The organism is Paraburkholderia sp. RL18-085-BIA-A (assembly GCF_046027075.1).
In the GTDB taxonomy this organism is placed as follows: domain Bacteria; phylum Pseudomonadota; class Gammaproteobacteria; order Burkholderiales; family Burkholderiaceae; genus Paraburkholderia.
In genome coordinates, this window is the sequence record NZ_JARESU010000007.1 from 35,349 (window position 1) to 60,633 (window position 25,285).

Here is a 25,285-nt window from a genome sequence, read left to right on the forward strand (position 1 = left end):
GCTGCACAACACGGGTTGGAGACGGAATAGTCATGGCCAAGCGGAATCAGGCGCGCGACGACGGGCAAGTGCAGGACCTACGCCCACGCCCGGTCAGGCTGACTAGCGACATGAGCCTGCCGAGGCTGTCGGCAGTCGAAATCGGCAGTTATGTTCTGATGCTGATCGGCATGTGGGCGGTCATCGAACTGAAGCTGCTCGGCGCGCTGCTCGCCGGACTGCTGGTGTTCCAGCTCGTGCATACGATCGCGCCGCGCATCGAGCGCCACATGTCGAGCATGCGGGCACGCTGGCTTGCGGTGGTGATCCTGTCGGTGGTGATCGTGGGGGCGCTCACGGGGCTCACGCTCGGCATCATCGAGCATTTCGAGAACGACGTGCCGAGCGTGCAGAATCTGCTCGATCAGGCCATGCAGCTGATCCATCAGGCGCGCGGCCGGATTCCGCAATTCATCGCCAACTCCCTGCCGGTCGACACCGAGCAGATGAAGGCCAAGGCGGAAGAGCTGATGCACACGCACGCCAACATGCTGCAGCAAAGCGGCACGACCGCGGCGCGCGGCTTCACGCACATCCTGATCGGCATGATCATCGGCGCGATCATCGCGGTCGGCGCGCAGAAGCATATGCACCGGCTGCCGCTGTCCACGGCGTTCGTCACGCGCGTTACGCGCTTCGCCGACGCGTTTCGCCGCATCGTGTTCGCACAGGTGAAGATTTCCGCGATCAACGCGATCTTCACCGCCATCTTCCTGCTGGTGATTCTGCCGATCTTTCACGATCAGTTGCCGCTGTCGAAGACGCTGGTGATGATGACGTTCATCGTCGGCTTGCTGCCGGTGATCGGCAACCTGATCTCGAACACGATCATCGTCGCGGTGGCGCTGTCGGTGAGCTTTCCGGCGGCGGTCATGTCGCTAGTGTTCCTGATCCTGATTCACAAGCTCGAATACTTCCTGAACGCGCGCATCGTCGGCGGGCAGATCGAGGCGCGCGCGTGGGAATTGCTGATCGCAATGCTCGTAATGGAAGCGGCGTTCGGCATCCCCGGGGTCGTCGCGGCGCCGATCTTCTATGCGTATATCAAGCGAGAACTGATCTACTTGCGGCTGGTCTGACCGCGCCACGCGCCACGCGCCACGCGCCACGCGCCACGCGCCACGCGCCACGCGCCACGCGCCACGCGCCACGCGGCAGAGCGGGCAACGGAAGCGGCACTTCGGTGCCGCTTTTTTTCGCGTTTTGCGTTTGATCATGGCAACGCGGGATAGCCGCCGTCCTGACGGGAAGCTTGCGGTAGTTTGCACAAGTCCCTAAGATGCGAACAATTCCCATTCACATCAAACTTGGTTCGTGACGCCCCCTCAGCATTTCCCCTCCGCCCCGGCGCCCCGCGCATGAGACGCCAGTTCGTCCGCCTGCATCGCTGGTTCGGCGTCGCCACTGCGCTGTTCCTGTTCGCCGCCGGCCTGACCGGCGCGATCATCGCGTGGGACCATGAGCTCGATGCGGCGCTGAACCCGTCGTTCTTCAAAGCCCGCACGGACGCAGCGGCGCTGTCGGGGCTTGAGCTCGCGCGTCGCGTGGAAGCCGCCGATCGGCGGCTTCAGGTGACTTATCTGCCGCTCACCGCCGAACCGGGCCATACGCTGCAGATGATGGTGCTGCCGCGCACGAACCCCGTCACGAAGCAGCCCTATCCGCTCGACTTCAACCAGATCGCAGTCGATCCCGCGACCGGAGAGATTCAGGGACGCCGCGAATGGGGCGTTGTGTCGCTCGCGCGGATCAATCTGATTCCATTCATCTACAAGCTGCACTACACGCTGCAATTGCCGTTTACCGGCAACTTCGATACGGGCACGTGGCTGATGGGCATCGTCGGCATCGTGTGGCTGTTCGATAGCGTGATCGCGCTCGTGCTGTCGTTCCCGAGCTTCAAGGCCTGGCGCAAGTCGTTCGCGTTTCGTCTGAAGCGCGGCGGCTATGCGCTCACCTTCGACCTGCACCGCTCCGGCGGCGTGTGGATCTGGGGCCTGCTGACGATCGTCGCGCTGACGTCGATATCGATGAATCTGTCCGCGCCGGTGGTCCGGCCCGTCGTGTCGCTGTTCTCGAAGCTCACGCCGGACCCGATCAACAACCCGGCGCTTCTGCGCGCGCCGCAGCCCGGCGATCAGGTGCTGAGCCGCGAACGGATCGTGGAACTGGCGGAGCAGGCCGGCAAGGCGATGAACCTTTCCGTGCCGCCCGGCGGCGTCTACTACGCGGAATTCCTGCATGCGTACGGCGTGGGCTTCTATGCGCCCGGCGACGATCACGGCGATATCGGCCTCGGCAACCCGTGGATGTATTGGGACGCGGCCACCGGCAAGCCGCTCGGCAAAACGATTCCCGGCAAGGGCACGGCGGGCGACATCTTCATGCAGGTGCAATTCCCGCTGCATTCGGGACGCATCCTCGGACTCGGCGGACGGATTCTGATCAGCGCGATGGGCGTGGCGGTCGCGATGCTGAGCGTGACGGGCTTGTTGATCTGGCTGAAGAAGCTGAATGCGCGCCGCCGTTCGGCGCAAAATGCCGGACTTGCGCGGAGCGCGGGCGGGTCGGCGGCGCAGTCTTAAGTGAAGGTTGCGCCGGCTTCGGTCGGCGCGCTTTTGCGGAAATTGGCGCGGTGGTGACGCGACGGCCGAGGGTGCCTATCGCGTGAGTGCTCTGTGCGGTGGTTGCGCAGCGGTCAAGCGGGGCAACCAGCCGCATCGCCAGGACACGGACGCCGACACAAAAACCTCGCCGCCCTCTGCAAACGTGAGGGACGTCTGACGCGCCCTACCCGCTCCTACCGAAACACCACCGTCTTACTCCCGTTCAACACCACGCGATGCTCCACGTGCCACTTCACCGCACGCGCGAGCGTCACGCACTCGACGTCACGCCCGATCGCCGTCAACTGCTCCGGCGTCATGCTGTGGTCGACGCGCTCTACTTCCTGCTCGATGATCGGACCTTCGTCGAGATCCGTCGTCACGTAATGCGCGGTTGCGCCGATTAGCTTCACGCCGCGGTCGAACGCCTGGTAATACGGCTTGGCGCCCTTGAAACTCGGCAGGAACGAGTGATGAATGTTGATCGCGCGGCCGGCCAATGCTTCGCACAGCTTCGGCGACAGAATCTGCATGTAGCGCGCGAGCACCACCAGATCCGCCTGATGCTCGTCGATCACTTCGAGCACGCGCGCTTCCTGCGCGGCCTTCGCGTCGGGCGTGCCGCCCGTCAGCGGGAAGTGATGAAACGGAATGTCGTAGCTGGCGGCGAGCTGATAGAACTCCTTGTGGTTCGAGATGATCGCCGGAATCTCGATCGCCAGTTGACCGGTGCGGTAGCGGAACAGCAGATCGTTCAGGCAATGGCCGATCTTCGACACCATGATGACCACGCGCGGCTTCACCGACGCGTCGTGCAACTCCCAGCGCATGCCGAACGTCGTGGCGAGTTCCGCGAACGACGCGCGCAACGCGTCCAGCCCCGGATCGCCGCCCACCTGCTGAAAATGCACGCGCATGAAGAACTCGCCGGTGCGGCTGTCGCCGAACTGCGCGGAGTCGAGAATATTGCTGCCACGCTCGAACAGAAAGCCCGACACGGCGTGAACGATGCCGGGCCGGTCGGCGCACGACAGTTTGAGAATAAAGCTGTGATCGGTCGACATGACCTGGGTGACTCCCTTCTTCAATGCGTAGTTTGTTCAGCCTGTACGGCTGGGTGCAGCGTGCTGCGGGACGTTCGTCGCGCGAGCGCTCGGGCTACCGTTCAGGCACGCGCCTAAGCGAGCGATGGCGGCGCGAACAACGCTTCGATGCCTACACACGCGTCTTCATCGATCCAACGGCGGCGCAGCAGACAATCCAGCGTGGCGAGACTCGCATCCACCGTCAACGCGCCCTCTTCGATCCAGCGCGCCACTTCGTCGATGCGCGCGAGCCGGTGTTCACCCACTTCGCCGTCCTGATTGCGCGGCGCGAAATCGGCCGGTAGCGTGAGGTCGTAGATGAAAATCTGTTCTGCCTGCGTGCCTTCCGGCAACGATTGCAGCACATGCGCGGTGCGCCCCGCCACGGCACGCACGGCGATCTCCTCGGGGATGCCGGCTTCTTCCCAGCACTCCTTGATGATCGTCGCCTCGATGCCGAAGCCCCAACCAATCCCGCCCGCGACGACATTGTCGAGCATGCCGGGGTCGGTCGCCTTGGTGTCGCTGCGGCGCGCGATCCACAATTGCGGAGCGCCATCCACGTATTCTACGACGCCGTTCAGATGCACCGCGTAGGTCATCGTGCCGAAGAAACGCGACGCCGCGCGTTCGATGTACGTGAGCGGCGCTGCGTCGAACGCATTGCGGATCGCGTAGGTCTCGTTGCGCCAGCCGGGAATGCGGCCTTCGGCGGCCAGCGAACCGATCACCGAGCCGAGCGCCGCGCTGCGCAGATCGACGGTATTAAACGCGGCCGCGAGCGTCACGCGGGCGCTGTCGTTACCACGGTCGATGTCGAACACATCGGGCCAGCGCTCGAGCAACGGCAGATCGCTCGCGCGGATCCAGCCGACCTGTTCGGCGCCGATCCAGAACGGCCGATGCGCGGCGGCGTCGAACCGGCGCGCGGCGGTGATGCAAGGCAAGGTCATCTCAAGCTCCAGCTAAACTTTTCACACTGCGCGGCTGGTGAGCACCGCGCGCTGCATCAGTCACGTCAATCACGCAACGCGACGCGAATCCCGATCGCGATGAACGTAGCGCCGGCCAGGCGATCGAGCCACACGCCCACGCGCGGCCGACGCTTGAGCCAGCCGCCGATGAGCCCCGCGCACACGCCGAACAGCGAAAACACCACCACCGTCTGCAACATGAACAGCACGCCGAGTTCCAGCATCTGCACCGTGACGCTTTGCGCGCCGCGCGGCTGCACGAACTGCGGCAGGAACACGACGAAGAACAGCGTCACTTTCGGGTTCAGCAGATTGCCGAGCACGCTCTGGCGAAACACCATCATCAACGGCTGCGGCGCGCGCTGATGCGCGGTCGCGAGCCCCTGGCTGCGCAGCGCCTTGATGCCGATCCAGACCAGATACGCGGCACCGGCCAGCTTGATCGCTTCGAACGCGAGCGGCGACGAGCGCAGCAACGCCGCGACGCCGAGCGCCGCCAACGTCGTGTGAAACGTGATGCCGGCCGCGAAGCCGAGCGCGGCGACGAGACCCGCCGCGCGGCCCTGCGAAATGCCGCGTGCGAGCACTTGCAGATTGTCCGGGCCGGGCGCCACGGTGATTGCGATCGACGTCGCGAGAAACAACAGGAAGTTGGGCATCGTTGTTACCTTCTTCGTGTGCGGCGGAATGTGCGGTGAAAACGCACGGAGGAATGCGCGGAAAAAGCGTGCGGTGACACGTGCGGCAAAAGCGTGCGCAAAAAGCGCGCAACCAGGCGAGCCAATCGGCGCGCGCTCAATGACCGTCGAAGCTCGTCGCCGTATAGAGCGCGAGGCCGCCGTCGCGCAGCAGCTTCGAGCCGCCCAGCTCGGGCAGATCGACGATCGCCGCGCCTTCCACGACGACCGCGCCGAGCCGCTCGAGCAGAATCTTGCCGGCCATCATCGTGCCGCCGGTGGCGATCAGATCGTCGATGATGACGACCCGGTCGCCGGGCTTGCACGCATCCTCGTGAATCTCGACGGTCGCGGTGCCGTATTCGAGCTCATACGATTGCGCGAGCCGCTTATAAGGCAGCTTGCCCAACTTGCGGATCGGGATGAAGCCGAGGTTCAGCTCGTATGCGAGGATCGGTCCGATGATGAAACCGCGCGCATCCAGCCCCGCTATGTAGTCGAGCTTGGCGTCGATATAGCGCTGCACGAACAGGTCGATCAGCACGCGCAGCGATTTGGGCTCCTGCAGCAGCGGCGTGATGTCGCGAAACTGCACGCCCGGCTGCGGCCAGTCGGGCACCGTGCGGATGTGGCTTTTGATGTAGTTGGCCGCATCGAGCGGCGCGCTCACGAGCGCGTTGGACATGATGTCTCCGGGTGGACCTCGACAGGTCCGATGAAAAGCTGAATCAGGGTGGCTCGCGCCGGGCGGCCTGCAAGCGCAGCAGCAGCGACGAACCAGCCGCATTTGCCGCATTGTGCGACCGGACCCGCTAGGCCGCGGCGGCGCCCGCGCGGCGGTGCTTCGAAAGCCGTTCCTCGGCCTCCGCCAGTTGTTCGGGCAGACCGCGCAGCACCACGATGTCGCTCGCGCGCAGCTTGGTGGACGGGTCCGGCTCGACGCCGCGAATGCCGTGCCGGCGAATCGCCGTCACTTCCACTCCCAGCTCGAACAACCCCAGCTCCGCCAGCGTGCGACCCACCGCATCCGCGTTGGCGTCGACCGGCACCGATTGTAGCCGCACCTGTTCGTGGCCGTCGTCGTCTTCCATGTCGTCGGCGCCGTGGAAATAGCCGCGCAGCAGCGCATAGCGCTCGTCGCGCATCTCCTCGACGCGCCGCACCACGCGCCGCATCGGCACGCCCATCACCACCAGCGTATGCGAGGCCAGCATCAGACTGCCTTCGACGATTTCCGGAATCACCTCGGTCGCGCCGGCGGCCAGCAGTTTTTCCAGATCGGCGTCGTCGACGGTGCGCACGATCACCGGCAGCGTCGGCTCCAGCTCGTGAATGTTGTGCAGCACGCGCAATGCCGATGGCGTGTTCGCGTAGGTGATCGCGATCGTCGCCGCGCGATGGATACCGGCGGCGAGCAGCGACTCGCGCCGCCCGGCGTCGCCGAACACCACCGATTCCCCTGCTGCGGCCGCGGCCGAGACGCGATCGGGGTCGAGGTCCAGCGCGACATACGACAAACCTTCGTGCTCCAGCATGCGCGCCAGATTCTGGCCGGCGCGGCCGTAGCCGCAAATGATCACGTGGCCGCTCTGCTTCAGGCTTTGCGTCGCGATGCGCGTCATCTGCAACGACTGCATCATCCATTCAGTCGACGACAGCCGCAGCACGATGCGGTCCGCGTTCTGGATCAGGAACGGGGCGGCCAGCATCGACAGCAGCATGGCCGCGAGAATCGCCTGCAGCAGCGTGGCGTCGACCAGATGACGGTCGAGAATCAGATTCAGCAGCACGAAGCCAAACTCGCCGGCTTGCGCGAGGCCGATGCCGGTGCGCATCGCGACACCCGGCGACGCGCCGAACAGCCGCGACAAGCCGGTGATCATCACCGCCTTCAGCAGCAGCGCGCCGATCAGAAAACCGAGCACGATGAGCGGATGCTCCCAGATCACGATCGGATTCAGCAGCATGCCGGTGGTCACGAAGAACAGACCGAGCAGCACGTCGCGAAACGGCTTGATGTCCTCTTCCACCTGATGCCGGTACGGCGTCTCGGCGATCAGCATGCCGGCGATGAACGCGCCGAGCGCGAGCGAGAGCCCGAACTTGTCCGTGATGAACGCCGCGCCGAGCGTCACCAGCAACAGATTGAGAATGAACAGTTCCTGCGAACGGCGGCGCGCGACCACGTTGAACCAGCGCGTCATGAAGCGCTGTCCGACGATCAACAGCAGCGCCAGTGCCACCACAATCTTGATGGCCGCGACCCCGAGCGCGCTGACGAGATCTTCCGACTTGCCGCCGAGCGCCGAGATGATGATCAGCAGCGGCACCACCGCCAGATCCTGGAACAGCAGGACCCCGAAGATATTGCGGCCATGCTCCGTTTCGATCTCGAGCCGCTCCGCCAGCATCTTGCTGACGATCGCCGTCGACGACATCGCCAGCGCGCCGCCCAGCGCCACGCTCGCCTGCCACGTGATATGCACCCAGCGCTGCAGCACGAAGCCGAGCGTTACCGCGACCGCGATCGTGCCGATCACCTGCAACAGGCCGAGGCCGAACACCAGCCGGCGCATCGAGCGCAGCTTGGAGAGCGAAAACTCCAGCCCGATCGAAAACATCAGGAACACCACGCCGAATTCGGCGAGGTTTTGCGCGCCGACCGAATCGGGAATCAAACCGAACGCGTGCGGCCCGACGACGATGCCGACCGTCAGGTAACCGAGCATCGGCGGAAGATTCAGAAAGCGAAAGATCACCACGCCCGCTACCGATGCCAGCAACAGGAACAGCGTCATCTCGAGCGGGGAAATCATCGGCAAACACGCATCGGTAAAGCGTCCTCGTTCGTCAGCGGAACCGCGCACGAGAAACGCCGTGCGACAAGGTTGAGGGGCCGGTAAAGGCAGCGGCTTGGCACAGCAGGCCCGGCGCGGCGAACAGGCGCCTTTGCTATACTCCGCGCATGATAGCGAAAATCAATGGCGACCGGGCACTCATGCTCGCTCGCGACGTGCTCGACATCGAAGCGGACGCTGTACGCGCCCTTCGTGACCAACTCGACGATGGCTTCGTAGGGGCGGTCGATTTCATCCTGGGCTGCCGTGGGCGCGTGGTCGTCTCCGGCATCGGCAAATCCGGCCATGTGGCGCGCAAGCTCGCGGCCACCCTCGCCAGCACCGGTACACCCGCGTTCTTCGTACACCCCGCGGAAGCCAGCCATGGCGACCTCGGCATGGTCACTGCGGACGACGTGTTCCTCGCGCTGTCCAATTCCGGTGAAACCGAAGAACTCGTGGCGATCCTGCCGCTCATCAAGCGGCTCGGCGCGAAGCTGATCGCGATGACCGGACGCCCCTCGTCGAGTCTCGCACAACTGGCCGACGTGCATCTGAATTCCGCGGTGTCGAAAGAAGCCTGCCCGATGAATCTCGCGCCGACCGCCAGTACCACCGCCGCGCTCGCGCTCGGCGACGCGCTCGCGGTTGCGGTGCTCGACGCGCGCGGCTTCGGTCGCGACGATTTCGCGCGCTCGCATCCGGGCGGCGCGCTCGGCCGGCGTCTGCTCACTTATGTACGCGACGTGATGCGCACCGGTGAACAGGTGCCGAAGGTCACGCCCGAGGCCACCGTGCGCGACGCGCTGTTCCAGTTGACCGCCAAGCGCATGGGCATGACCGCGATCGTCGACCACGACGGCCGCGTGACCGGCATCTTCACCGACGGCGACCTGCGCCGCGTGCTCGAACGCGACGGCGATTTCCGCCAGCTGTCGATCGCCTCCGTGATGACCGCCGGCCCGCGCACCATCGGCCCGGACCACCTCGCGGTGGAAGCCGTGGAACTGATGGAGCGCTTCCGCATCAATCAGATGCTGGTCGTCGACGAAGCAGGCAAGCTGATCGGCGCGCTCAACATGCACGACCTGTTCTCGAAGAAGGTGATCTGATGGCCATCGCCCCTCCTACCGCCACCGAACGCGCAAGCCGCGTGAAGCTGATGATTTTCGACGTAGACGGCGTACTGACCGACGGTGGTCTGCTGTTCACGGCGGAAGGCGACACGATGAAGGGCTTCAACTCGATGGACGGCCACGGCATGAAGCTGCTGCGCCAGGCCGGTATCGAAACGGCGATCATCACCGGGCGCAAGTCAGGCATCGTCGCGGCGCGTGCGAAGGAAATGAACATCGTGCACGTTTATCAGGGCGTGCAGGACAAACCTCAGGCGTTTGCGGACCTTTTGCAGCAAACCGGCATGAGCCCGGAAGAATGCGGCTACATGGGCGACGACTGGGTCGACCTCGCCGTGATGCTGAAGGTCGGCTTCGCGGCAGCGCCGGCCAATTCGCATCCGGAAGTGATCGCGCGTGCCCATTGGGTCAGCGAAGCGCGCGGCGGCCACGGCGCAGCGCGTGAAGTCTGCGACACGCTGCTGCGCGCGCAGCACAAGTATGAAGCGCTGCTCGCGGCCGCCTGCAGCGGGGAACAGCCGGGACTCGTCGGATGAACCAGTTCCGGCTGACTTCACTGATTCCGCTGGTCGCGATGGCCGCGCTCGCCGGTATCACGTGGTGGCTCCTGCAAGCCACGCTGCCGCGGCAGAACGAAGGCGCGCCCCACCCGAAGGAACACACGCCAGACTACTTCGCGGACAACTTTTCGGTTTCCGAACTCGATCAATCGGGCGCGACGCAGTACCGGCTGACCGCGCAATCGCTGATTCACTATGAAGACGACGAGCTGAGCGATCTGGTCAAACCGGCCATGCGCGCGTTCCAGCCCGGCAAGCCGATCGTCACCGCGACCGGCGACACCGGCAAGGTGAACGCGGACGCGTCGATCGTCGACCTCTACGGCAATGCACGCATTCTGCGGGCTCCCGGCAACGGCGATCCGCAGATGCAGGCAGATTCGGAGCATTTTAAGGTGCTGGTCAACGACGATGTGATCGAGACCGAAAAGCCGGTTAAACTTCAGCGCGGCATGTCGGTGATGACTGCCAGCGGCATGAACTACAACAACGTCACCCGGGTGATGCAGCTGTTCGGCAACGTGAGAGGCGCCATCGCCGCGTCCGACGCCGGCGGCAGCTCGCCCAAGCAACCCGGGTAATCCATTCCAGGCGTGACTGCATGAACGAATCGTTCCCCCGTTTTAATACCGGCCGCACGCGCACCCTGTCCGCGTGCCGCGCCGGACTCGCTGCGCTGCTCGTCGCGTTGCCGCTCGCCGGCTTCGCGCCGCTTGCGCGCGCGGATCGCGCCGACAAGGACAAGCCGCTGAACATCGAAGCGGACAACATGACTTACGACGACCTCAAGCAGGTCAACATCTTCACCGGCCACGTGGTAGCCACCAAAGGGACGATCGTGATCAAGGCCGATCGTGTCGAGGTGACGCAGGACCCGCAGGGTTATCAGTACGCCACCGGCACGTCGAGCGGCGGCAATCTGTCGTATTTCCGCCAGAAGCGCGAAGGTCTCGACGAATACATCGAAGGCACGGCCATCCGTATCGACTACGACGGCAAGCAGGATCTGACCACGCTCACTACGAACGCCACGGTCCGCCGCCTGCAGGGTCTGTCGACGGTAATCGACCAGGTGCGCGGCAGCGTCATTACGTATGACGGCCAGAGCGACTTCTATACCGCGAAGGCAGGCAAGGACGTCGCCGGCCCGGGCAACCCGACCGGCCGCGTGCGCGCCATGCTGTCGCCGCGCAACGGCGGCGCCGCGCCGCTCACCGGCGCGTCGGCCACGCTCGCGCCGTCCACCACGATCCAGGGAGCGCCGAATCAGTGAGCACCTCCGCGTCCCTACCCAATCGCAAGCCGGCCGGCACCAGCAGTTCGCTGGCCGTACGTAGTCTGAAGAAGCGTTACGGTTCGCGCACGGTCGTCAAAGACGTGTCGCTCGACGTGAAAAGCGGCGAAGTGGTGGGCCTGCTCGGCCCCAACGGCGCCGGCAAGACCACCTCGTTCTATATGATCGTCGGCCTCGTGCCGCTCGACGCCGGTGAGATCGATCTGGACGGCAAGTCGATCAGCCTGCTGCCGATCCATAAGCGCGCGTCGCTCGGACTGTCGTATCTGCCGCAGGAGGCTTCGGTGTTCCGCAAGCTCTCGGTTGAGGAAAATATTCGCGCGGTGCTGCAATTGCAGCACGAAGACAACGGCAAGCGGCTCAGTAAGGACACCATCACGTCCCGCACCGAAGCTTTGCTCGACGAGCTGCAGATCGCGCACTTGCGTGAAAATCCGGCACTGTCGCTGTCGGGCGGCGAGCGTCGCCGGGTCGAAATTGCCCGGGCGCTGGCCACCAACCCCAGCTTCATTCTGCTCGACGAACCTTTCGCGGGCGTCGACCCGATCGCGGTGCTGGAAATCCAGAAGATCGTCAAGTTTCTGAAGCAGCGCAATATCGGCGTCCTGATCACCGACCACAACGTGCGCGAGACGCTCGGCATCTGCGATCACGCGTACATCATCAGCGACGGCAGCGTGCTGGCCGCCGGCGCGCCGAGCGAAATCATCGAAAACGAAAGCGTGCGGCGCGTCTATCTGGGCGAGCACTTCCGCATGTAAGTGCACAAAGGAATACCGGCGCTGCGGGCGCGCATCCGCCGGTCCTTTTGCGGCAACCGCACATCAGCATTTTTGACCTGGGCCGTCCCGTGCCCAGCGCCGCCGAAACGGGCGCACGCGCAATTGCGAATGTCGCAAGGTATCGCGGTCGTGGCAAACTCTCTACAATGAATCTCAACTTGCCATGAAAGCCAGCCTCCAACTCCGCCTATCGCAGCATCTTGCGCTGACGCCACAACTGCAGCAGTCCATCCGGCTGCTTCAGCTGTCTACGCTTGAACTGCAGCAGGAAGTCGCAATGGCGATCTCGCAGAATCCACTCCTCGAAAACGAGGACGACTGGATCGCGAGCCCGTTGCGCGTGGCGGCGGACGGCTCGCTGATCGCCCAGGCGCCCAGTTCTTCCGCGCCGCCAGACCAGATGGGCGGCAATGGGTCGTCCACGTCCGCGAGCGGCAGCGAGCGCGCCGAAAATGGCGAGCCGCAGGGGGTCGACGAATACAACGGCCTCTCCGGCGACGGCAACGGCGATACGTCGCAATGGAACCTCGACGACTACGGCCGCTCCGGCAACGCGTCGGATGACGACGATCTGCCGCCGCTGCAAATCCACGAATCGAGCACTTCGCTGCGCGACCACCTGATGGCGCAATTGCGCGTTACCCAGGCGAGCCAGCGCGACCGGGCGCTGATCACGTTCCTCATCGAGTCACTCGACGACGACGGCTATCTCGCCGCCACACTCGAAGAAGTGCGGGCCGATCTGCCCGAAGAGCTCGAAGTCGACCTCGACGAATTGAATGCCGCGCTCGCGCTGTTGCATAGCTTCGACCCAGCCGGGGTTGGCGCGCGTTCCGCGTCGGAATGTCTGAAGCTGCAACTGCTGCGGCTGGATTCGTCGCCTACGCGAACGCTGGCGCTCGACATCGTCGCCCACTACCTGGAACTGCTCGCGGCGCGCGATTTTACGCGTCTGCGCAAACATCTAAAGGCGAACGACGACGACCTGCGCGATGCGCACGTGCTGATCCGCTCGCTCGAACCATTCCCGGGCGCGGCGTACGGCAAGGCGGAAGCGGACTACGTGGTGCCGGACATCATGGTGCGCAAAACCGCACAGGGTTGGCTGGCCGAACTAAACCCGGAGGTGGTGCCGAAGCTGCGCATCAACCACCTGTACGCGAATATTCTGCGCAATAACCGGGGCGATCCGGGTAGCGGATCGTTGCGCCAGCAACTGCAGGAAGCACGCTGGCTCATCAAGAATATCCAGCAACGTTTCGAGACCATCCTTCGCGTCGCGCAAGCAATTGTCGAGCGTCAGAAGAGCTTTTTTGTGCACGGCGAAATTGCCATGCGCCCCTTGGTTTTGCGGGAAATTGCTGATACGCTGGGCCTACACGAGTCGACTGTCTCGCGTGTGACAACCGGTAAATACATGCTGACCCCATTCGGGACGCTGGAATTCAAGTTTTTTTTCGGTTCGCACGTTTCAACCGACACGGGCGGCGCGGCCTCTTCCACGGCCATTCGCGCGCTCATCAAACAACTGATAGGAGCGGAAAACCCGAAATCGCCTCTCTCAGACAGTCGCATAGCCGAACTGCTGGCGGAACAGGGCTTCGTGGTCGCACGGCGTACCGTTGCGAAGTACCGCGAAGCGCTTAAGATCCCGGCAGTCAACCTGCGCAAGTCTCTGTAGCCCGTCGCCTTCCGTGGCGGGCATTTACCGGCCGCTCCGCTGTTGGCGGACAGGCCGGCCGATGCGACCTGCCAGATGTCAGTCACCGGGGGACGACTCAGGCAAGCCGACAGATCGACCGGACCTCTGTCATCGTGCGGAACAAGCGGCCACTAGCTTGGAGAAGCACTATGAATCTGCAGATCAGTGGACACCACCTCGAAGTAACGCCTGCGTTGCGCGAATACGTGATCACCAAACTGGATAGGGTGCTAAGACATTTCGATCAGGTAATCGACGGCAGTGTGGTCCTCTCGGTCGACAACCACAAGGAAAAGGACAAGCGTCAAAAGGTTGAAATCAACCTGCATTTGAAGGGCAAAGATATCTTTGTCGAGAGCTGCGACAGCGACCTTTACGCTGCGATCGATCTGATGATCGACAAGCTCGACCGGCAAGTGATACGCCACAAGGATCGGCTACAAGGCCATCAGCATGATGCGATCAAGTACCAACCGGCGCCGCAACTGGACGTGCCGCCGCAATAAGGGAAATTAGAGGGTTTTTCTCATTACTCTTAGGTTGGTAAAACCGCCCGGAATCGGGCGGTTTTTCGTTTCTGGACGCGTTTTTCCCATGGCGGCGCAGCTTGTGGACCAAATCGTTAAAAATCCATCGCGCATGGATGGCGCGTCGCACCATGAGCATCTACCCTGTTCTATAATGTTCCGGTTACCATCAGGGTCAAGCTAGCTCACACGGAAATCGGCCGGTCGGAGTCTTGCGCTTTCAGGCTCCAACGCACGTCTTCGCGAGCATCGAACGAATGGAACGCCACTCAAACGCCCTAGCGAGGAGAACCCAGGCCACGTTTTCGCCTGTCAACATGAATCGTTTAGCCAAATTTCTTCCCCTCGAGAACGTCGTCGTCGGACTATCGGTCACCAGCAAGAAGCGTGTGTTCGAGCAAGCGGGCCTGATCTTCGAGAACCAGAACGGCATCGCCCGTAGCACAGTCACTGACAATCTGTTCGCGCGCGAGCGCCTCGGATCGACGGGGCTTGGCGAAGGCGTCGCGATTCCGCACGGTCGGATCAAAGGCCTGAAGCAGCCGCTCGCCGCGTTCGTCCGCCTTGCCGAACCCATCCCCTTCGAGTCGCCCGACGGCCAGCCGGTCTCGCTGCTGATCTTCCTGCTCGTGCCCGAACAGGCCACCCAGCAGCACCTCGAAATCCTTTCGGAAATCGCCCAGTTGCTGTCCGACCGCGAAGCACGCGAGCGCCTGCACACGGAAGAAGACCGCGAATCGTTGCATCGCCTGCTCACTCAGTGGCAACCTTGATGCATCGGCGGTTATCCGCCCGCATGCGAATACCGCCCGGCAACGCGCGCGGCCCGTGTTAGCGCGTCCGCGTCCTTGCCAGGCAAGCGGCCCACACTGGAGTCACTGACTCATGGATACGTCCAGCATCAACGCCCAAAGCATTTTCGACGACAACGCCGCCGCGCTGAAACTCAGCTGGCTGACGGGGCATGAAGGCTGGGAACGCGGCTTTTCTTCGGAATCGGTCGCGAATGCCACGTCGAGCGCCGACCTCGTCGGCCACTTGAACCTGATCCACCCGAACCGGATCCAGGTGCTCGGCGACGCCGAAATCGACTACTACAAACGCCAGACCGACGAAGACCGCTCGCGCAACATGGCCGAGCTGATCGCACTGGAGCCGCCGTTTCTGGTGGTGGCGGGCGGCGTGGCCGCGCCGCCGGAACTGGTGCTGCGCTGCACGCGTTCGTCCACGCCGCTGTTCACCACGCCGATGTCGGCCGCCGCGGTGATCGACAGCCTGCGTCTGTACATGTCGCGCATTCTCGCGCCGCGCGCCACGCTGCACGGCGTGTTTCTCGACATCCTCGGCATGGGCGTGCTGCTCACCGGCGACTCGGGCCTTGGCAAGAGCGAACTCGGGCTGGAACTCATCAGCCGCGGTCACGGCCTCGTAGCCGACGACGCCGTGGACTTCGTGCGCCTCGGTCCGGACTTCGTCGAAGGACGCTGCCCGCCGCTCCTGCAAAACCTGCTCGAAGTGCGCGGCCTCGGCCTGCTCGACATCAAGACGATTTTCGGTGAAACGGCCGTGCGCCGGAAAATGAAGCTGAAACTGATCGTGCAACTGGTGCGCCGTCCCGACGGCGAATTCCAGCGGCTGCCGCTGGAGAGTCAAACCGTCGACGTGCTCGGCCTGCCGATCAGCAAGGTCACGATTCAGGTGGCCGCGGGCCGCAACCTCGCGGTACTGGTCGAAGCGGCGGTGCGCAACACGATCCTGCAACTGCGCGGCATCGACACGCTGCGCGATTTCATGGACCGCCAGCGCCTCGCGATGCAAGACCCCGACAGTCAGTTTCCAGGCAAGCTGATCTGAAGCAGCAATACCGTGCAGCATCCGCAACTGAGGGCTGGCCGCGGGTACGCGCATGGGGACCAGATGCTATGATGAAATGTACGGTTTCGATGACTCCATGCGCATAATTCTGATCACTGGTATATCCGGCTCCGGCAAGTCAGTTGCCCTGAACGCACTCGAAGACGCGGGCTATTACTGCGTCGACAATCTGCCGCCGCGCTTTCTGCCGCAACTCGCCGCCTATCTCGCCGACGACGGACAAGATCGCCTCGCAGTCGCGATCGACGCGCGCTCCAGCGCGTCCCTCGACGAAATGCCCGCGATGATCCGCGATCTGTCGCGCGCTCACGACGTGCGCGTGCTGTTCCTGAGCGCCAGCACGCAGTCGCTGATCCAGCGCTTCTCCGAAACGCGCCGCCGCCATCCCCTCTCCGGCTCCCCCGCGCACGACGCGGACGTGGGCCTGCTCACCTCGCTCGCGGAAGCAATCGAGCGCGAGCGCGAACTCGTGGCGGGTCTGGCCGAGTTCGGCCATCAGATCGACACCAGCAATCTGCGCGCGAACGTGCTGCGCGCATGGGTCAAACGCTTCATCGAGCAGAAAGAGGCGGGACTCGTGCTGATGTTCGAGTCGTTCGGCTTCAAGCGCGGCGTGCCGCTCGACGCGGATTTCGTTTTCGACGTGCGCACGCTGCCGAACCCATACTACGATCATGAATTGAGGCCGCTCACCGGCCTCGACAAACCGGTGATGGATTTTCTCGACGCGCTGCCGGTCGTGCATGAAATGATCGACGACATCGAGAAGTTTCTCTCCAAATGGCTGCCGCACTTCCGCGAGGACAATCGTAGTTATCTGACCGTCGCGATCGGTTGCACGGGCGGCCAGCACCGCTCGGTGTTCATTGCGGAGACGCTTGCCGCGCGTCTCGCAGCGTCGGCGAATGTGATTGTGCGGCATCGCGATGCGCCGGTCGACGTCGGCGAATCATCAAAGCTAGTGGCTTAACCGGCCGCGTCGCGCGGCCTTAACCCGAAGCGTTGCGCCATGTCTACTACTTCTACTGTGCTCGCCGATGTGCCGCTGTTTCCGCTGCATACGGTGCTGTTTCCCGATGGACTGCTGCCGCTGAAAATCTTCGAAGCGCGCTACCTCGACATGGCGCGCGACTGTCTGCGCGAAAAAACGCCGTTCGGCGTGTGCATGCTGAAAAGCGGCGCGGAAGTGGCGCGCGAAGAAGAGCCTTCGGTGCCCGAAGCAATTGGCTGCCTCGCCGAAATCGAAGAATGCGACGTCGAAGCCTTCGGCATGTTGTTGATTCGCGCACGCGGCACACGGCGCTTTCGCCTGCTGTCGCATCGCGTGGAAAACAGCGGTTTGCTAGTCGGCATGGCGGAACCGATCGGCGACGACATGCCGCTCGAAGGCAATGAGCTGCTGGCCAAATTCGGAGCGTGTGCGGAAGTGCTCGAACGGATCATCGCGACGATCCGCGAACGGGACCCGGACAGCTTGCCGTTCGCGGAGCCATTCAGGCTCGAAGATCCGTCATGGGTGTCGAACCGTCTTGCCGAAGTGCTGCCGATCGCATTGCGGGCGCGCCAGAAGCTGATGGAGCTGCGGGACGCCGGCGCGCGGATCGATGTGGTTCATCACTATATGCAGCAGCATCAACTCTTATAACCCGGCTGCGCGTCGAGCGGACCAGCCGGTTGCCTTCGTTAGATCAACGAACCCTGCAAACCGTCCAGCAGTTTGCGCACCGGCGCGGGCACCCCGAACGAATCGAGATCGCTGAGCGCGACCCACGCGGTCTCCGCATCGCCAAGTGCTGCCAATGCGCCCACGCCCCGATCCAGTTCCGCGAGCCGCGGCTCGATATCCAGCTTGAAATGCGTGAACACATGCGTGAGCGGCGCGAGCGGCGAAACCGCGCCGTCGCCGCCGAAGGCGCGGGCGCGCTCGGCGAGCGCGGCCTCATCGGCGGCTTCGGGCAGGCTCCACAAGCCGCCCCAGATACCTGACGGCGGACGCTTCTCCAGCATCACCGCATTGCCGTCGCGCAGCACCAGCATCCATGTGCGGCGCGTCGGCACGGCTTTCTTCGGACGTGCCGTCGGCAATTCGCGCTGACGTCCGGTGACATTGGCCACGCAGTCGGCGGCGAACGGGCAACGCAGACAGTCCGGCTTGCCACGCACGCAGAGGGTCGCGCCGAGGTCCATCAAACCTTGCGTGTACGAGCTGACCTCTTCGTCCGATGCATTCGACGGCAGCAACGATTCCGCCAGCGTCCACATCGCATTTTCGACCTTCTTCTCGCCCGGAAAACCTTCGACCCCGAATACGCGCGCGAGTACGCGCTTCACGTTGCCGTCGAGAATCGTCGCGCGCGCGCCAAAGGCGAACGACGCAATGGCCGCCGCCGTCGAGCGGCCAATGCCAGGCAACTCCGCGAGCTGCTCGACCGACGCCGGAAACGCGCCGCCATGCTGCTCGACCACGACTTGCGCGCAGCGGTGCAGATTGCGCGCGCGGGTGTAGTAACCGAGGCCGGCCCACAACGCCATCACGTCGTCGGAAGGCGCGTCGGCGAGCGCGGCGACATCCGGAAAACGCGCCAGAAATTTCGCGTAGTACGGAATCACTGTCGACACCTGGGTCTGCTGCAACATGATCTCCGACAGCCAGATGCGATACGGATCGCGCGTGTTCTGCCACGGCAGATCATGACGCCCGTGCCGGCGCTGCCACGCGATCAGGCGCGTGGAAAAATCCGGCATCACGGGAAACGCAGCCGCTTTGGACGCGGTGGACGCAGTGGCGCGCGAAGCGGCACCCGGGGTTAAGCGAGAAGGCATTGAATGAAGTTCTAGCGCTGGCAGGTGGGACAGAAATAGGTGGAACGCTGCCCCTGCACGATCTGTTTGATCGGCGTTCCACACACGCGGCATGGCAGGCCCGCGCGATCATAGACGAAATAGTCGAGCTGGAAGTAACCGCTTTCCCCGTCGCTGCCGACGAAATCGCGCAGCGTGCTGCCGCCCTTCTCGATCGCGGCGGCGAGCGTCACGCGCACCGCGTCCGCCAGCAATTCGTAACGCACCAGCGAGACGCGACCGGCCGCGGTGGTCGGCCGGATGCCAGCGCGAAACAGACTCTCCGACGCATAGATATTGCCCACGCCAACGACGATTTCACCGGCCAGCAGCGCCTGCTTCACCGACACTTTGCGCCCGCGCGTGAGCCGATGCATGAGCGCGCCGGAGAACGCGGGCGAGAACGGCTCGACACCGAGCCCCGCGAGCAGCGGATGCTCGAGGATGTCGCCGGCTTCGCGCGGATGCCATAGCACCGCGCCGAAGCGCCGCGGATCGCGATAGCGCAGAATGAATTCGTCGAAGATCCAGTCGACGTGGTCGTGTTTCGCCGCGGCCGGCGGATAAGGCACGTGCCGCAGCACCCGCAACGTCCCAGTCATGCCAAGATGCACGATGAACCAGCCCGCCTCGATTTCGAACAGCAGATACTTGCCGCGCCGCTCGACTTTGCGCACCACCTGGCCACGCAAGGTTTTTGCAAGGTCCGCCGGAATCGGCCAGCGCAGCGCGGGCGTGCGCACCTCAACGCGTTCAACCTTGCGGCCGGACACATACGGTTCGATTCCCCGTCGGGTAACCTCAACTTCTGGCAACTCTGGCATTTCTAACTGGTCTGCAACTTGCGTAAGTGGTTGTGCGCGTATTGTAGCGAGCGCGTTACAATCGTCCGAAACATTGAACGGATTTCCATGAACTTGTCCTTCGTGAAGCTGTTTTCGAAGCGCCCGGCTCGCGCGTCCCGCGTGCCGCATGCCGTGTTCGCTCGCCGGATGTTGGGCGCAGCCGCGCTCGCCGTCTGGGCGCTGGCCGCCGTGCCCGCGCACGCGCAGGATCCGTCACCGGATCGGGATGACAGCTCGGTCACGACGCCGGACGCCTTGGGCCCGGCATCGGCGGAAGACCAGAAGTCACTGCCCAGCGTGCCATTGTCGAGCCAGATCGTATTTCAGGTGCTCGCTGCCGAAGTCGCGCTGCAACGCGACCAGCCGGCGCCCGCCTATCAGACCTACCTCGCCCTCGCGCGCGACACGCACGACCCGCGCATGGCGCAGCGCGCCACCGAAATCGCGTTGGCCGCCCAAAGCCCGTCGGACGCGTTGACTGCCGCGCAGTTGTGGCAGCAGTATGCGCCGGACTCGGAGCGCGCCGCGCAAATCGACGCGTCGCTGCTCGTGCTGTCGGGCAAACCCGACGAAGCCGGGCCGATTCTCGCCCGCGAACTCGCGAAGGTGCCGGCGGAGAATCGCGGCAGCGCGATTCTCGCGCTGCAACTGCTGCTTTCGCGCGGCCCGAACCGGATCGGCGGCTTGCACGTGCTGCAGGATCTGCTCAAGAACGATATGAACCGGCCGGAAGCTCAACTGGCCATCGCGCGCCAGCAGTTGCTGTCGGACGACGCGCCGGGCGCGCGCAAGTCGCTCGAACAGGCGCTGACGCTGAAGCCGGACTATCTGCCTGCGGCGCTGCTGTTGTCGCAGATGGGTCCCGAAGAGCGCAAGGAAGGCATCGCGTCGCTCGAAAAATACGTGCAGCAGAACCCGAAGTCGCATGACGCGCGCCTCGCGCTCGCGCAGATGTACCTCGCCAGCGATCGCCTGGACGACGCGCAAAAGCAGTTCGAGATCATGCACAAGGCCAATGCGAACGACCTGACGCCACTCATGGCGCTCGCGCTGATCAAGATCCAGCAGAAGAATTTCAACGACGCGCAAGCCTATCTGATCCAGTATGCGCAGCTGGCCGAAAAAACGCCGGGCGCCGATGCCGGCCAAGCCTACATCTACCTTGCGCAGCTGTCGCTCGAACAGAAGAACGAGGCGGCGGCGAACGACTGGCTGAACAAGATTGCGCCGTCGAGCCAGCAATATATGCCGGCGCAGATCACGCGCGCGCAACTGCTCGCGAAGCAAGGCAAGACCGATGACGCGCGCAAGCTGCTGGCCAGCCTGCAGGTGTCCGACCCGCACGACCTCGCGTTGCTCGCCCGCACCGACGCCGCGATCCTGTTCGACGCGAAGCGCTACCCGGAAGCGGAAGCACGCCTGCAACAAGCCACCGCGGCCTTCCCCGACGACCCGGACCTCACCTACGACTACGCAATGGCCGCCGAAAAGAACGGTCATTACGACGTAATGGAAGCTCAGTTGCGCAAGCTGATCCAGACGCAGCCGGACAATCCGCAGGCGTACAACGCGCTCGGCTATTCGCTGGCCGATCGCAATCAGCGCCTGTCGGAAGCGGACAAGCTGGTCGAGAAGGCGTCGTCGCTGGCGCCGAACGACGCGTTCATCATGGACAGCGTCGGCTGGGTCAAATACCGGATGGGCGACACGTCGGACGCGATCAGGCTGCTGCGCAAGGCCTACGACCTTCAGCCTAACGCTGAAATCGGCGCGCACCTCGGCGAAGTGCTGTGGAAAAGCGGCGACCACGATCAGGCTCGCGCCGCGTTCCGCGATGCGCGCAAGCTGGAGCCGGACAACGACACGCTCGTCAAAACGCTGCAACGTCTTCAGGTAAACGATCTTTGATGCGTCTTTCCCGTTTGATTTTCTTTCCCCGGGTGCCGCGCGGCGCGGCGCTCGGCTTCGCAGCGGCAGCGGTTGTCGCACTGGCCGGCTGTGCGTCGGTGAAACCGCAGGGGCCGTCCACGTCGAATGCCGCGACTGCGGTCACCGCGCAGACGAGCCGTTCTTATCAGGGCCGCTTCGCCGTCCAGTACAACGACCAGAATGGCCAGCAACGCAACGCATACGGTAACTTCTCGTGGCAGGAAACGGGCGACACCGTGACCTTGCAGTTGCGCAACCCGCTCGGCCAGACTCTGGCTATCGTGACGTCGTCGCCGGCTTCGGCCACGCTCGAGTTGCCGAACCGTCAGCCGCTCACCGCGGACAACGTGTCCACGCTGATGCAGAACGCGCTCGGTTTCGCGTTGCCGGTCGAAGGGCTGCGTTACTGGCTGCAGCCCTCGCCGGCCCCTACGTCGCGCGCCAGGACTGAGAAGGATCCGGAGCAACCGTCGCGTCTGAAGCAGATCACGCAGGACGGCTGGACGATCGACTATCTTGCATATGCCGACGCACCCGCCACCGGGGTGAAGCGCGTCAACCTCAGCCGCTCGGAGCCTCCGCTCGACATCAAGCTCGTGCTGGATCAGTGACCCGCGTCGCCGCGTCGGTTGACGCAACTTTGCCGCTTCTTTGGCGCCGCTTTGGCGCATGTAGCCTCGACTCATGATTGAAACGACCGATTCGCTGCGCGATTGCCTCGCGCCAGCGAAACTCAACCTCTTCCTGCATATCACCGGCCGCCGGCCGGATGGTTATCACACGCTGCAAACGGTCTTCCAGTTGCTCGACTGGGGCGACACTCTGCACTTCAAGCGACGCGGCGACGGACTCATCACGCGCAGCACCGAGATCGCCGACGTGCCGCCGGAACACGACCTCACCGTGCGCGCCGCGACGCTGCTCAAGACGCATACGGGCTCGCCCGAAGGCGTCGAGATTGAAATAGAGAAGCGTCTGCCGATGGGCGGTGGCCTCGGCGGCGGCAGTTCCGATGCGGCGACGACGCTGCTGGCGCTGAACCGCTTGTGGAACCTCAACTTGCCGCGTCTGGAATTGCAGGCATTGGCATTGAAGCTCGGTGCCGACGTGCCGTTTTTTGTTTTCGGAAAAAATGCGTTCGCACAGGGTGTCGGAGAATCATTAGACGTTGTACAATTGCCGCCGCGCCACTTCCTAGTGGTGACACCGAGGGTGCTGGTTCCGACTGCAGCGATTTTTTCCGAAAAAGCGTTGACAAGAGATTCAAAGCCCCTCATAATCACGGACTTTCCTGCAGAACTTAGCTGCAATACTGAATGGCCGGAAAGTTTTGGCCGGAATGACATGCAGCAGGTTGTCGTAGGGAAGTACGCGGAAGTAGCGCAAGTGCTGCGATGGTTTGAAAATATCGCGCCGGCGCGGATGTCTGGATCAGGTGCAAGTGTCTTTGCAGCGTTCCGTAGCAAAGCTGAAGCAGAAGCGGTGCAAGCCAAGCTGCCAGGCGAATGGAACAGCGCAGTGGCCGCCGGTCTGGATCAGCATCCACTCTTTACTTTCGCGTCATAAGTTGTTTTGCATCGCCGAACGAAACTCCACGTTCGGCGGAGCTCAGAGTTAGTGTAGGGGAGTCGCCAAGCTGGTTAAGGCACCGGATTTTGATTCCGGCATGCAAAGGTTCGAATCCTTTCTCCCCTGCCAAAAATTCTCGCATTTCCCCTCGCCCCCCAGCCTGAAGCAGGTGCATGATGAGCAGCCATGACGGCCTGATGGTTTTTACTGGCAACGCGAATCCCGCGCTTGCACAGGAAGTCGTCAAAATCCTCGGTATTCCCCTCGGCAAAGCAATGGTTAGCCGTTTCTCGGACGGTGAAATCCAGGTCGAGATTCAGGAAAACGTGCGTGGCAAGGATGTCTTCGTCCTGCAATCCACGTGCGCACCGGCGAACGACAACTTGATGGAACTGATGATCATGGTCGATGCGCTCAAGCGCGCATCCGCTGGCCGGATCACCGCCGCCATCCCCTACTTCGGTTATGCCCGTCAAGATCGTCGCCCGCGTTCCGCGCGCGTCGCCATCTCGGCGAAGATCGTAGCGAACATGCTGGAAATCGCCGGGGTCGAGCGGATCATCACGATGGATCTGCACGCCGACCAGATTCAAGGCTTCTTCGACATCCCGGTTGACAACATCTACGCTACGCCCGTGCTGCTCGGCGATCTGCGCAAGCAGAACTACGAGAACCTGCTGGTCGTTTCGCCGGACGTCGGCGGCGTAGTGCGGGCCCGGGCCTTGGCGAAGCAGCTCAATTGCGATCTCGCAATCATCGACAAGCGTCGCCCGAAGGCGAACGTCGCCGAAGTGATGAACATCATCGGTGAAGTCGAAGGCCGTACCTGCGTGATTATGGACGACATGGTCGACACCGCCGGCACGCTCTGCAAGGCAGCACAAGTTTTGAAGGAACGCGGTGCGAAGCAGGTGTTCGCTTACGCTACCCACCCGGTTCTGTCGGGCGGCGCGGGCGAGCGTATCGCCGCTTCCGCACTCGACGAACTCGTTGTCACGGACACGATCCCGCTCGGCGAAGAAGCCCGCTCGTGCGCAAAGATCCGTTCGTTGACCAGCGCCGGCCTGCTTGCCGAAACGTTCTCGCGCATCCGCCGCGGCGATTCGGTGATGTCGCTGTTCGCTGAAAGTTAAGTATTTGCGAAGGCGCAGCGTATCGCTTCCTGCGGCACGCTGCGCTTTTGCACAATCGGCATGAACGAACGAAGGTTCGTGCCGCAGCTCTGGGGCCTCAGCCGTAACGGCTTGGAGGCCCCGTTTTTACTGCCTGGTCGCGGGCAGTGCATTGGAGATTCAACATGAAAGTAGTCGCTTTCGAGCGTTCTTTGCAAGGTACGGGTGCGAGCCGCCGCCTGCGTAACTCGGGCAAGACCCCGGGCATCGTATATGGCGCTGGTGCTGAAACGCAATTGGTCGAACTGGACCACAACGCGCTGTGGCACGCGCTGAAGAAAGAAGTTTTCCACTCGTCGATTCTCGACCTGGAAGTGGCAGGCAAGTCGCAACAGGTTCTGCTGCGCGACGTGCAATACCACCCGTTCCGTCAGCTCGTGCTGCACGTGGACTTCCAGCGCGTCGACGCGAAGAAGAAGCTGCACACCAAGGTGCCGCTGCACTTCATGAACCAGGAAAGCAACCCGGCAGTGAAGCTGTCGAGCGCGGTGATCTCGCACGTCGTCAATGAACTGGAAATCGAGTGCCTGCCGTCGGCACTGCCGGAATTCATCGAAGTCGACCTGGCGACGATCGAAGCGGGTCAATCGGTTCACGCTAAAGACATCAAGCTGCCGGCAGGTGTGTCGCTGGTTGCTCACGTCGAAGCAGAAAACCCGGTGGTCGCAGCTGCAACGATCCCGGCTGGCGCAATCGCTGAAGGCGACGCAGCTGCTGCTGAAGGCGAAACGCCGGCTGCTTAAGAACCTTTCGGGTTCCGAGCAAGCAATCCTCTCGATCCGTTTTCAATGAAACGGTCGATGTGACCCGCCGAGGTTCGCCCCGGCGGGTTTTT

Annotated in this window: 25 protein-coding genes and 1 tRNA gene; 19 read left to right on the forward strand and 7 right to left on the reverse strand. The window is 63.3% G+C overall.

Annotated elements, in window-relative coordinates:
• Window positions 1–32 precede the first annotated feature (32 nt).
• Together P0D89_RS06755 and P0D89_RS06760 are read left to right on the forward strand one after the other, a co-directional pair.
• Window positions 33–1,118, forward strand: coding sequence for an AI-2E family transporter (locus P0D89_RS06755; RefSeq protein WP_408354073.1), 1,086 nt, complete (start codon window positions 33–35; stop codon window positions 1,116–1,118).
• 279 nt (window positions 1,119–1,397) lie between these two features.
• Window positions 1,398–2,624, forward strand: a complete 1,227-nt coding sequence (locus tag P0D89_RS06760) for a PepSY-associated TM helix domain-containing protein (RefSeq protein WP_408376245.1) — start codon at window positions 1,398–1,400, stop codon at window positions 2,622–2,624.
• Window positions 2,625–2,839: 215 nt separating this feature from the next.
• Here P0D89_RS06760 and purU read toward each other — a convergent pair whose 3' ends face one another.
• The 5 genes from purU to P0D89_RS06785 all read right to left on the reverse strand — a co-directional run bounded on the left by purU (window position 2,840) and on the right by P0D89_RS06785 (window position 8,197).
• On the reverse strand, window positions 2,840–3,709 hold the full coding sequence (purU, locus tag P0D89_RS06765; RefSeq protein WP_408376246.1) for a formyltetrahydrofolate deformylase: 870 nt from the start codon (window positions 3,707–3,709) through the stop codon (window positions 2,840–2,842).
• Between the two features lie 113 nt (window positions 3,710–3,822).
• Window positions 3,823–4,683: an NUDIX hydrolase gene (locus P0D89_RS06770; protein WP_408376247.1), complete on the reverse strand. Its 861-nt coding sequence runs from the start codon at window positions 4,681–4,683 to the stop codon at window positions 3,823–3,825.
• 65 nt (window positions 4,684–4,748) lie between these two features.
• Window positions 4,749–5,363 (reverse strand): LysE family translocator, encoded by a 615-nt coding sequence (locus tag P0D89_RS06775; protein WP_408376248.1) that lies wholly within the window; start codon window positions 5,361–5,363, stop codon window positions 4,749–4,751.
• 136 nt (window positions 5,364–5,499) lie between these two features.
• Window positions 5,500–6,066, reverse strand: a complete 567-nt coding sequence (locus P0D89_RS06780; RefSeq protein WP_408354088.1) for an adenine phosphoribosyltransferase — start codon at window positions 6,064–6,066, stop codon at window positions 5,500–5,502.
• Window positions 6,067–6,193: 127 nt separating this feature from the next.
• Entirely contained in the window at window positions 6,194–8,197 is a 2,004-nt protein-coding gene (locus P0D89_RS06785; protein ID WP_408376330.1) for a monovalent cation:proton antiporter family protein, read from the reverse strand.
• Window positions 8,198–8,346: 149 nt separating this feature from the next.
• Between P0D89_RS06785 and kdsD the strand changes: the two genes are divergently transcribed.
• From kdsD to P0D89_RS06840, 11 genes are all read left to right on the forward strand, one after another.
• Window positions 8,347–9,330 (forward strand): arabinose 5-phosphate isomerase KdsD, encoded by a 984-nt coding sequence (kdsD, locus tag P0D89_RS06790; protein ID WP_408376249.1) that lies wholly within the window; start codon window positions 8,347–8,349, stop codon window positions 9,328–9,330.
• Window positions 9,330–9,890, forward strand: a complete 561-nt coding sequence (locus tag P0D89_RS06795; RefSeq protein ID WP_408376250.1) for a KdsC family phosphatase — start codon at window positions 9,330–9,332, stop codon at window positions 9,888–9,890. The genes kdsD and P0D89_RS06795 overlap by 1 nt, the downstream gene beginning before the upstream one ends.
• Window positions 9,887–10,495, forward strand: a complete 609-nt coding sequence (gene lptC, locus P0D89_RS06800) for an LPS export ABC transporter periplasmic protein LptC (RefSeq protein WP_408354097.1) — start codon at window positions 9,887–9,889, stop codon at window positions 10,493–10,495. The genes P0D89_RS06795 and lptC overlap by 4 nt, the downstream gene beginning before the upstream one ends.
• 20 nt (window positions 10,496–10,515) lie before the next feature.
• Window positions 10,516–11,187, forward strand: coding sequence for a lipopolysaccharide transport periplasmic protein LptA (gene lptA, locus P0D89_RS06805; protein ID WP_408354100.1), 672 nt, complete (start codon window positions 10,516–10,518; stop codon window positions 11,185–11,187).
• A complete protein-coding gene (gene lptB, locus P0D89_RS06810; RefSeq protein WP_408354103.1) occupies window positions 11,184–11,969 on the forward strand; it encodes an LPS export ABC transporter ATP-binding protein in 786 nt (261 codons plus the stop codon). The genes lptA and lptB overlap by 4 nt, the downstream gene beginning before the upstream one ends.
• A gap of 184 nt (window positions 11,970–12,153) precedes the next feature.
• Window positions 12,154–13,671 carry an RNA polymerase factor sigma-54 gene (locus P0D89_RS06815; protein WP_408354106.1) on the forward strand — a complete coding sequence of 506 codons (1,518 nt, stop codon included), beginning with the start codon at window positions 12,154–12,156 and terminating at the stop codon, window positions 13,669–13,671.
• A gap of 170 nt (window positions 13,672–13,841) precedes the next feature.
• The gene (gene hpf / locus P0D89_RS06820) at window positions 13,842–14,198 is read left to right on the forward strand and encodes a ribosome hibernation-promoting factor, HPF/YfiA family (RefSeq protein WP_042328814.1); all 357 of its coding nucleotides are present in this window, start codon (window positions 13,842–13,844) and stop codon (window positions 14,196–14,198) included.
• Window positions 14,199–14,476: 278 nt separating this feature from the next.
• A complete protein-coding gene (locus P0D89_RS06825; RefSeq protein ID WP_149668480.1) occupies window positions 14,477–14,992 on the forward strand; it encodes a PTS sugar transporter subunit IIA in 516 nt (171 codons plus the stop codon).
• 112 nt (window positions 14,993–15,104) lie between these two features.
• The gene (gene hprK, locus P0D89_RS06830; RefSeq protein ID WP_408354109.1) at window positions 15,105–16,073 is read left to right on the forward strand and encodes an HPr(Ser) kinase/phosphatase; all 969 of its coding nucleotides are present in this window, start codon (window positions 15,105–15,107) and stop codon (window positions 16,071–16,073) included.
• A gap of 97 nt (window positions 16,074–16,170) precedes the next feature.
• The gene (gene rapZ, locus P0D89_RS06835; RefSeq protein ID WP_408354112.1) at window positions 16,171–17,064 is read left to right on the forward strand and encodes an RNase adapter RapZ; all 894 of its coding nucleotides are present in this window, start codon (window positions 16,171–16,173) and stop codon (window positions 17,062–17,064) included.
• A gap of 39 nt (window positions 17,065–17,103) precedes the next feature.
• On the forward strand, window positions 17,104–17,739 hold the full coding sequence (locus P0D89_RS06840; protein ID WP_408376251.1) for an LON peptidase substrate-binding domain-containing protein: 636 nt from the start codon (window positions 17,104–17,106) through the stop codon (window positions 17,737–17,739).
• A 38-nt stretch (window positions 17,740–17,777) separates the two neighbouring features.
• On the opposite strand, the gene mutY is transcribed toward P0D89_RS06840, so the two are convergent.
• Both mutY and mutM read right to left on the reverse strand, forming a co-directional pair.
• Complete coding sequence (mutY, locus tag P0D89_RS06845) at window positions 17,778–18,917, reverse strand: A/G-specific adenine glycosylase (RefSeq protein ID WP_408376252.1); 1,140 nt, start codon at window positions 18,915–18,917, stop codon at window positions 17,778–17,780.
• A gap of 11 nt (window positions 18,918–18,928) precedes the next feature.
• Window positions 18,929–19,759, reverse strand: coding sequence for a bifunctional DNA-formamidopyrimidine glycosylase/DNA-(apurinic or apyrimidinic site) lyase (mutM, locus tag P0D89_RS06850; protein WP_408376253.1), 831 nt, complete (start codon window positions 19,757–19,759; stop codon window positions 18,929–18,931).
• A gap of 87 nt (window positions 19,760–19,846) precedes the next feature.
• On the opposite strand from mutM, the gene P0D89_RS06855 reads away from it, so the two are divergent.
• The 6 genes from P0D89_RS06855 to P0D89_RS06880 all read left to right on the forward strand — a co-directional run bounded on the left by P0D89_RS06855 (window position 19,847) and on the right by P0D89_RS06880 (window position 25,193).
• Complete coding sequence (locus P0D89_RS06855) at window positions 19,847–21,688, forward strand: tetratricopeptide repeat protein (protein ID WP_408376254.1); 1,842 nt, start codon at window positions 19,847–19,849, stop codon at window positions 21,686–21,688.
• Complete coding sequence (gene lolB / locus P0D89_RS06860) at window positions 21,688–22,320, forward strand: lipoprotein insertase outer membrane protein LolB (protein ID WP_408354128.1); 633 nt, start codon at window positions 21,688–21,690, stop codon at window positions 22,318–22,320. Before P0D89_RS06855 ends, lolB begins: the two co-directional genes overlap by 1 nt.
• A gap of 73 nt (window positions 22,321–22,393) precedes the next feature.
• Entirely contained in the window at window positions 22,394–23,275 is an 882-nt protein-coding gene (gene ispE / locus P0D89_RS06865; RefSeq protein ID WP_408376255.1) for a 4-(cytidine 5'-diphospho)-2-C-methyl-D-erythritol kinase, read from the forward strand.
• Between the two features lie 55 nt (window positions 23,276–23,330).
• Window positions 23,331–23,407, forward strand: a tRNA-Gln gene (locus P0D89_RS06870).
• Between the two features lie 47 nt (window positions 23,408–23,454).
• Complete coding sequence (locus P0D89_RS06875) at window positions 23,455–24,411, forward strand: ribose-phosphate pyrophosphokinase (protein WP_006048037.1); 957 nt, start codon at window positions 23,455–23,457, stop codon at window positions 24,409–24,411.
• A gap of 164 nt (window positions 24,412–24,575) precedes the next feature.
• Window positions 24,576–25,193 (forward strand): 50S ribosomal protein L25/general stress protein Ctc, encoded by a 618-nt coding sequence (locus P0D89_RS06880; protein WP_408376256.1) that lies wholly within the window; start codon window positions 24,576–24,578, stop codon window positions 25,191–25,193.
• Window positions 25,194–25,285 lie beyond the last annotated feature (92 nt).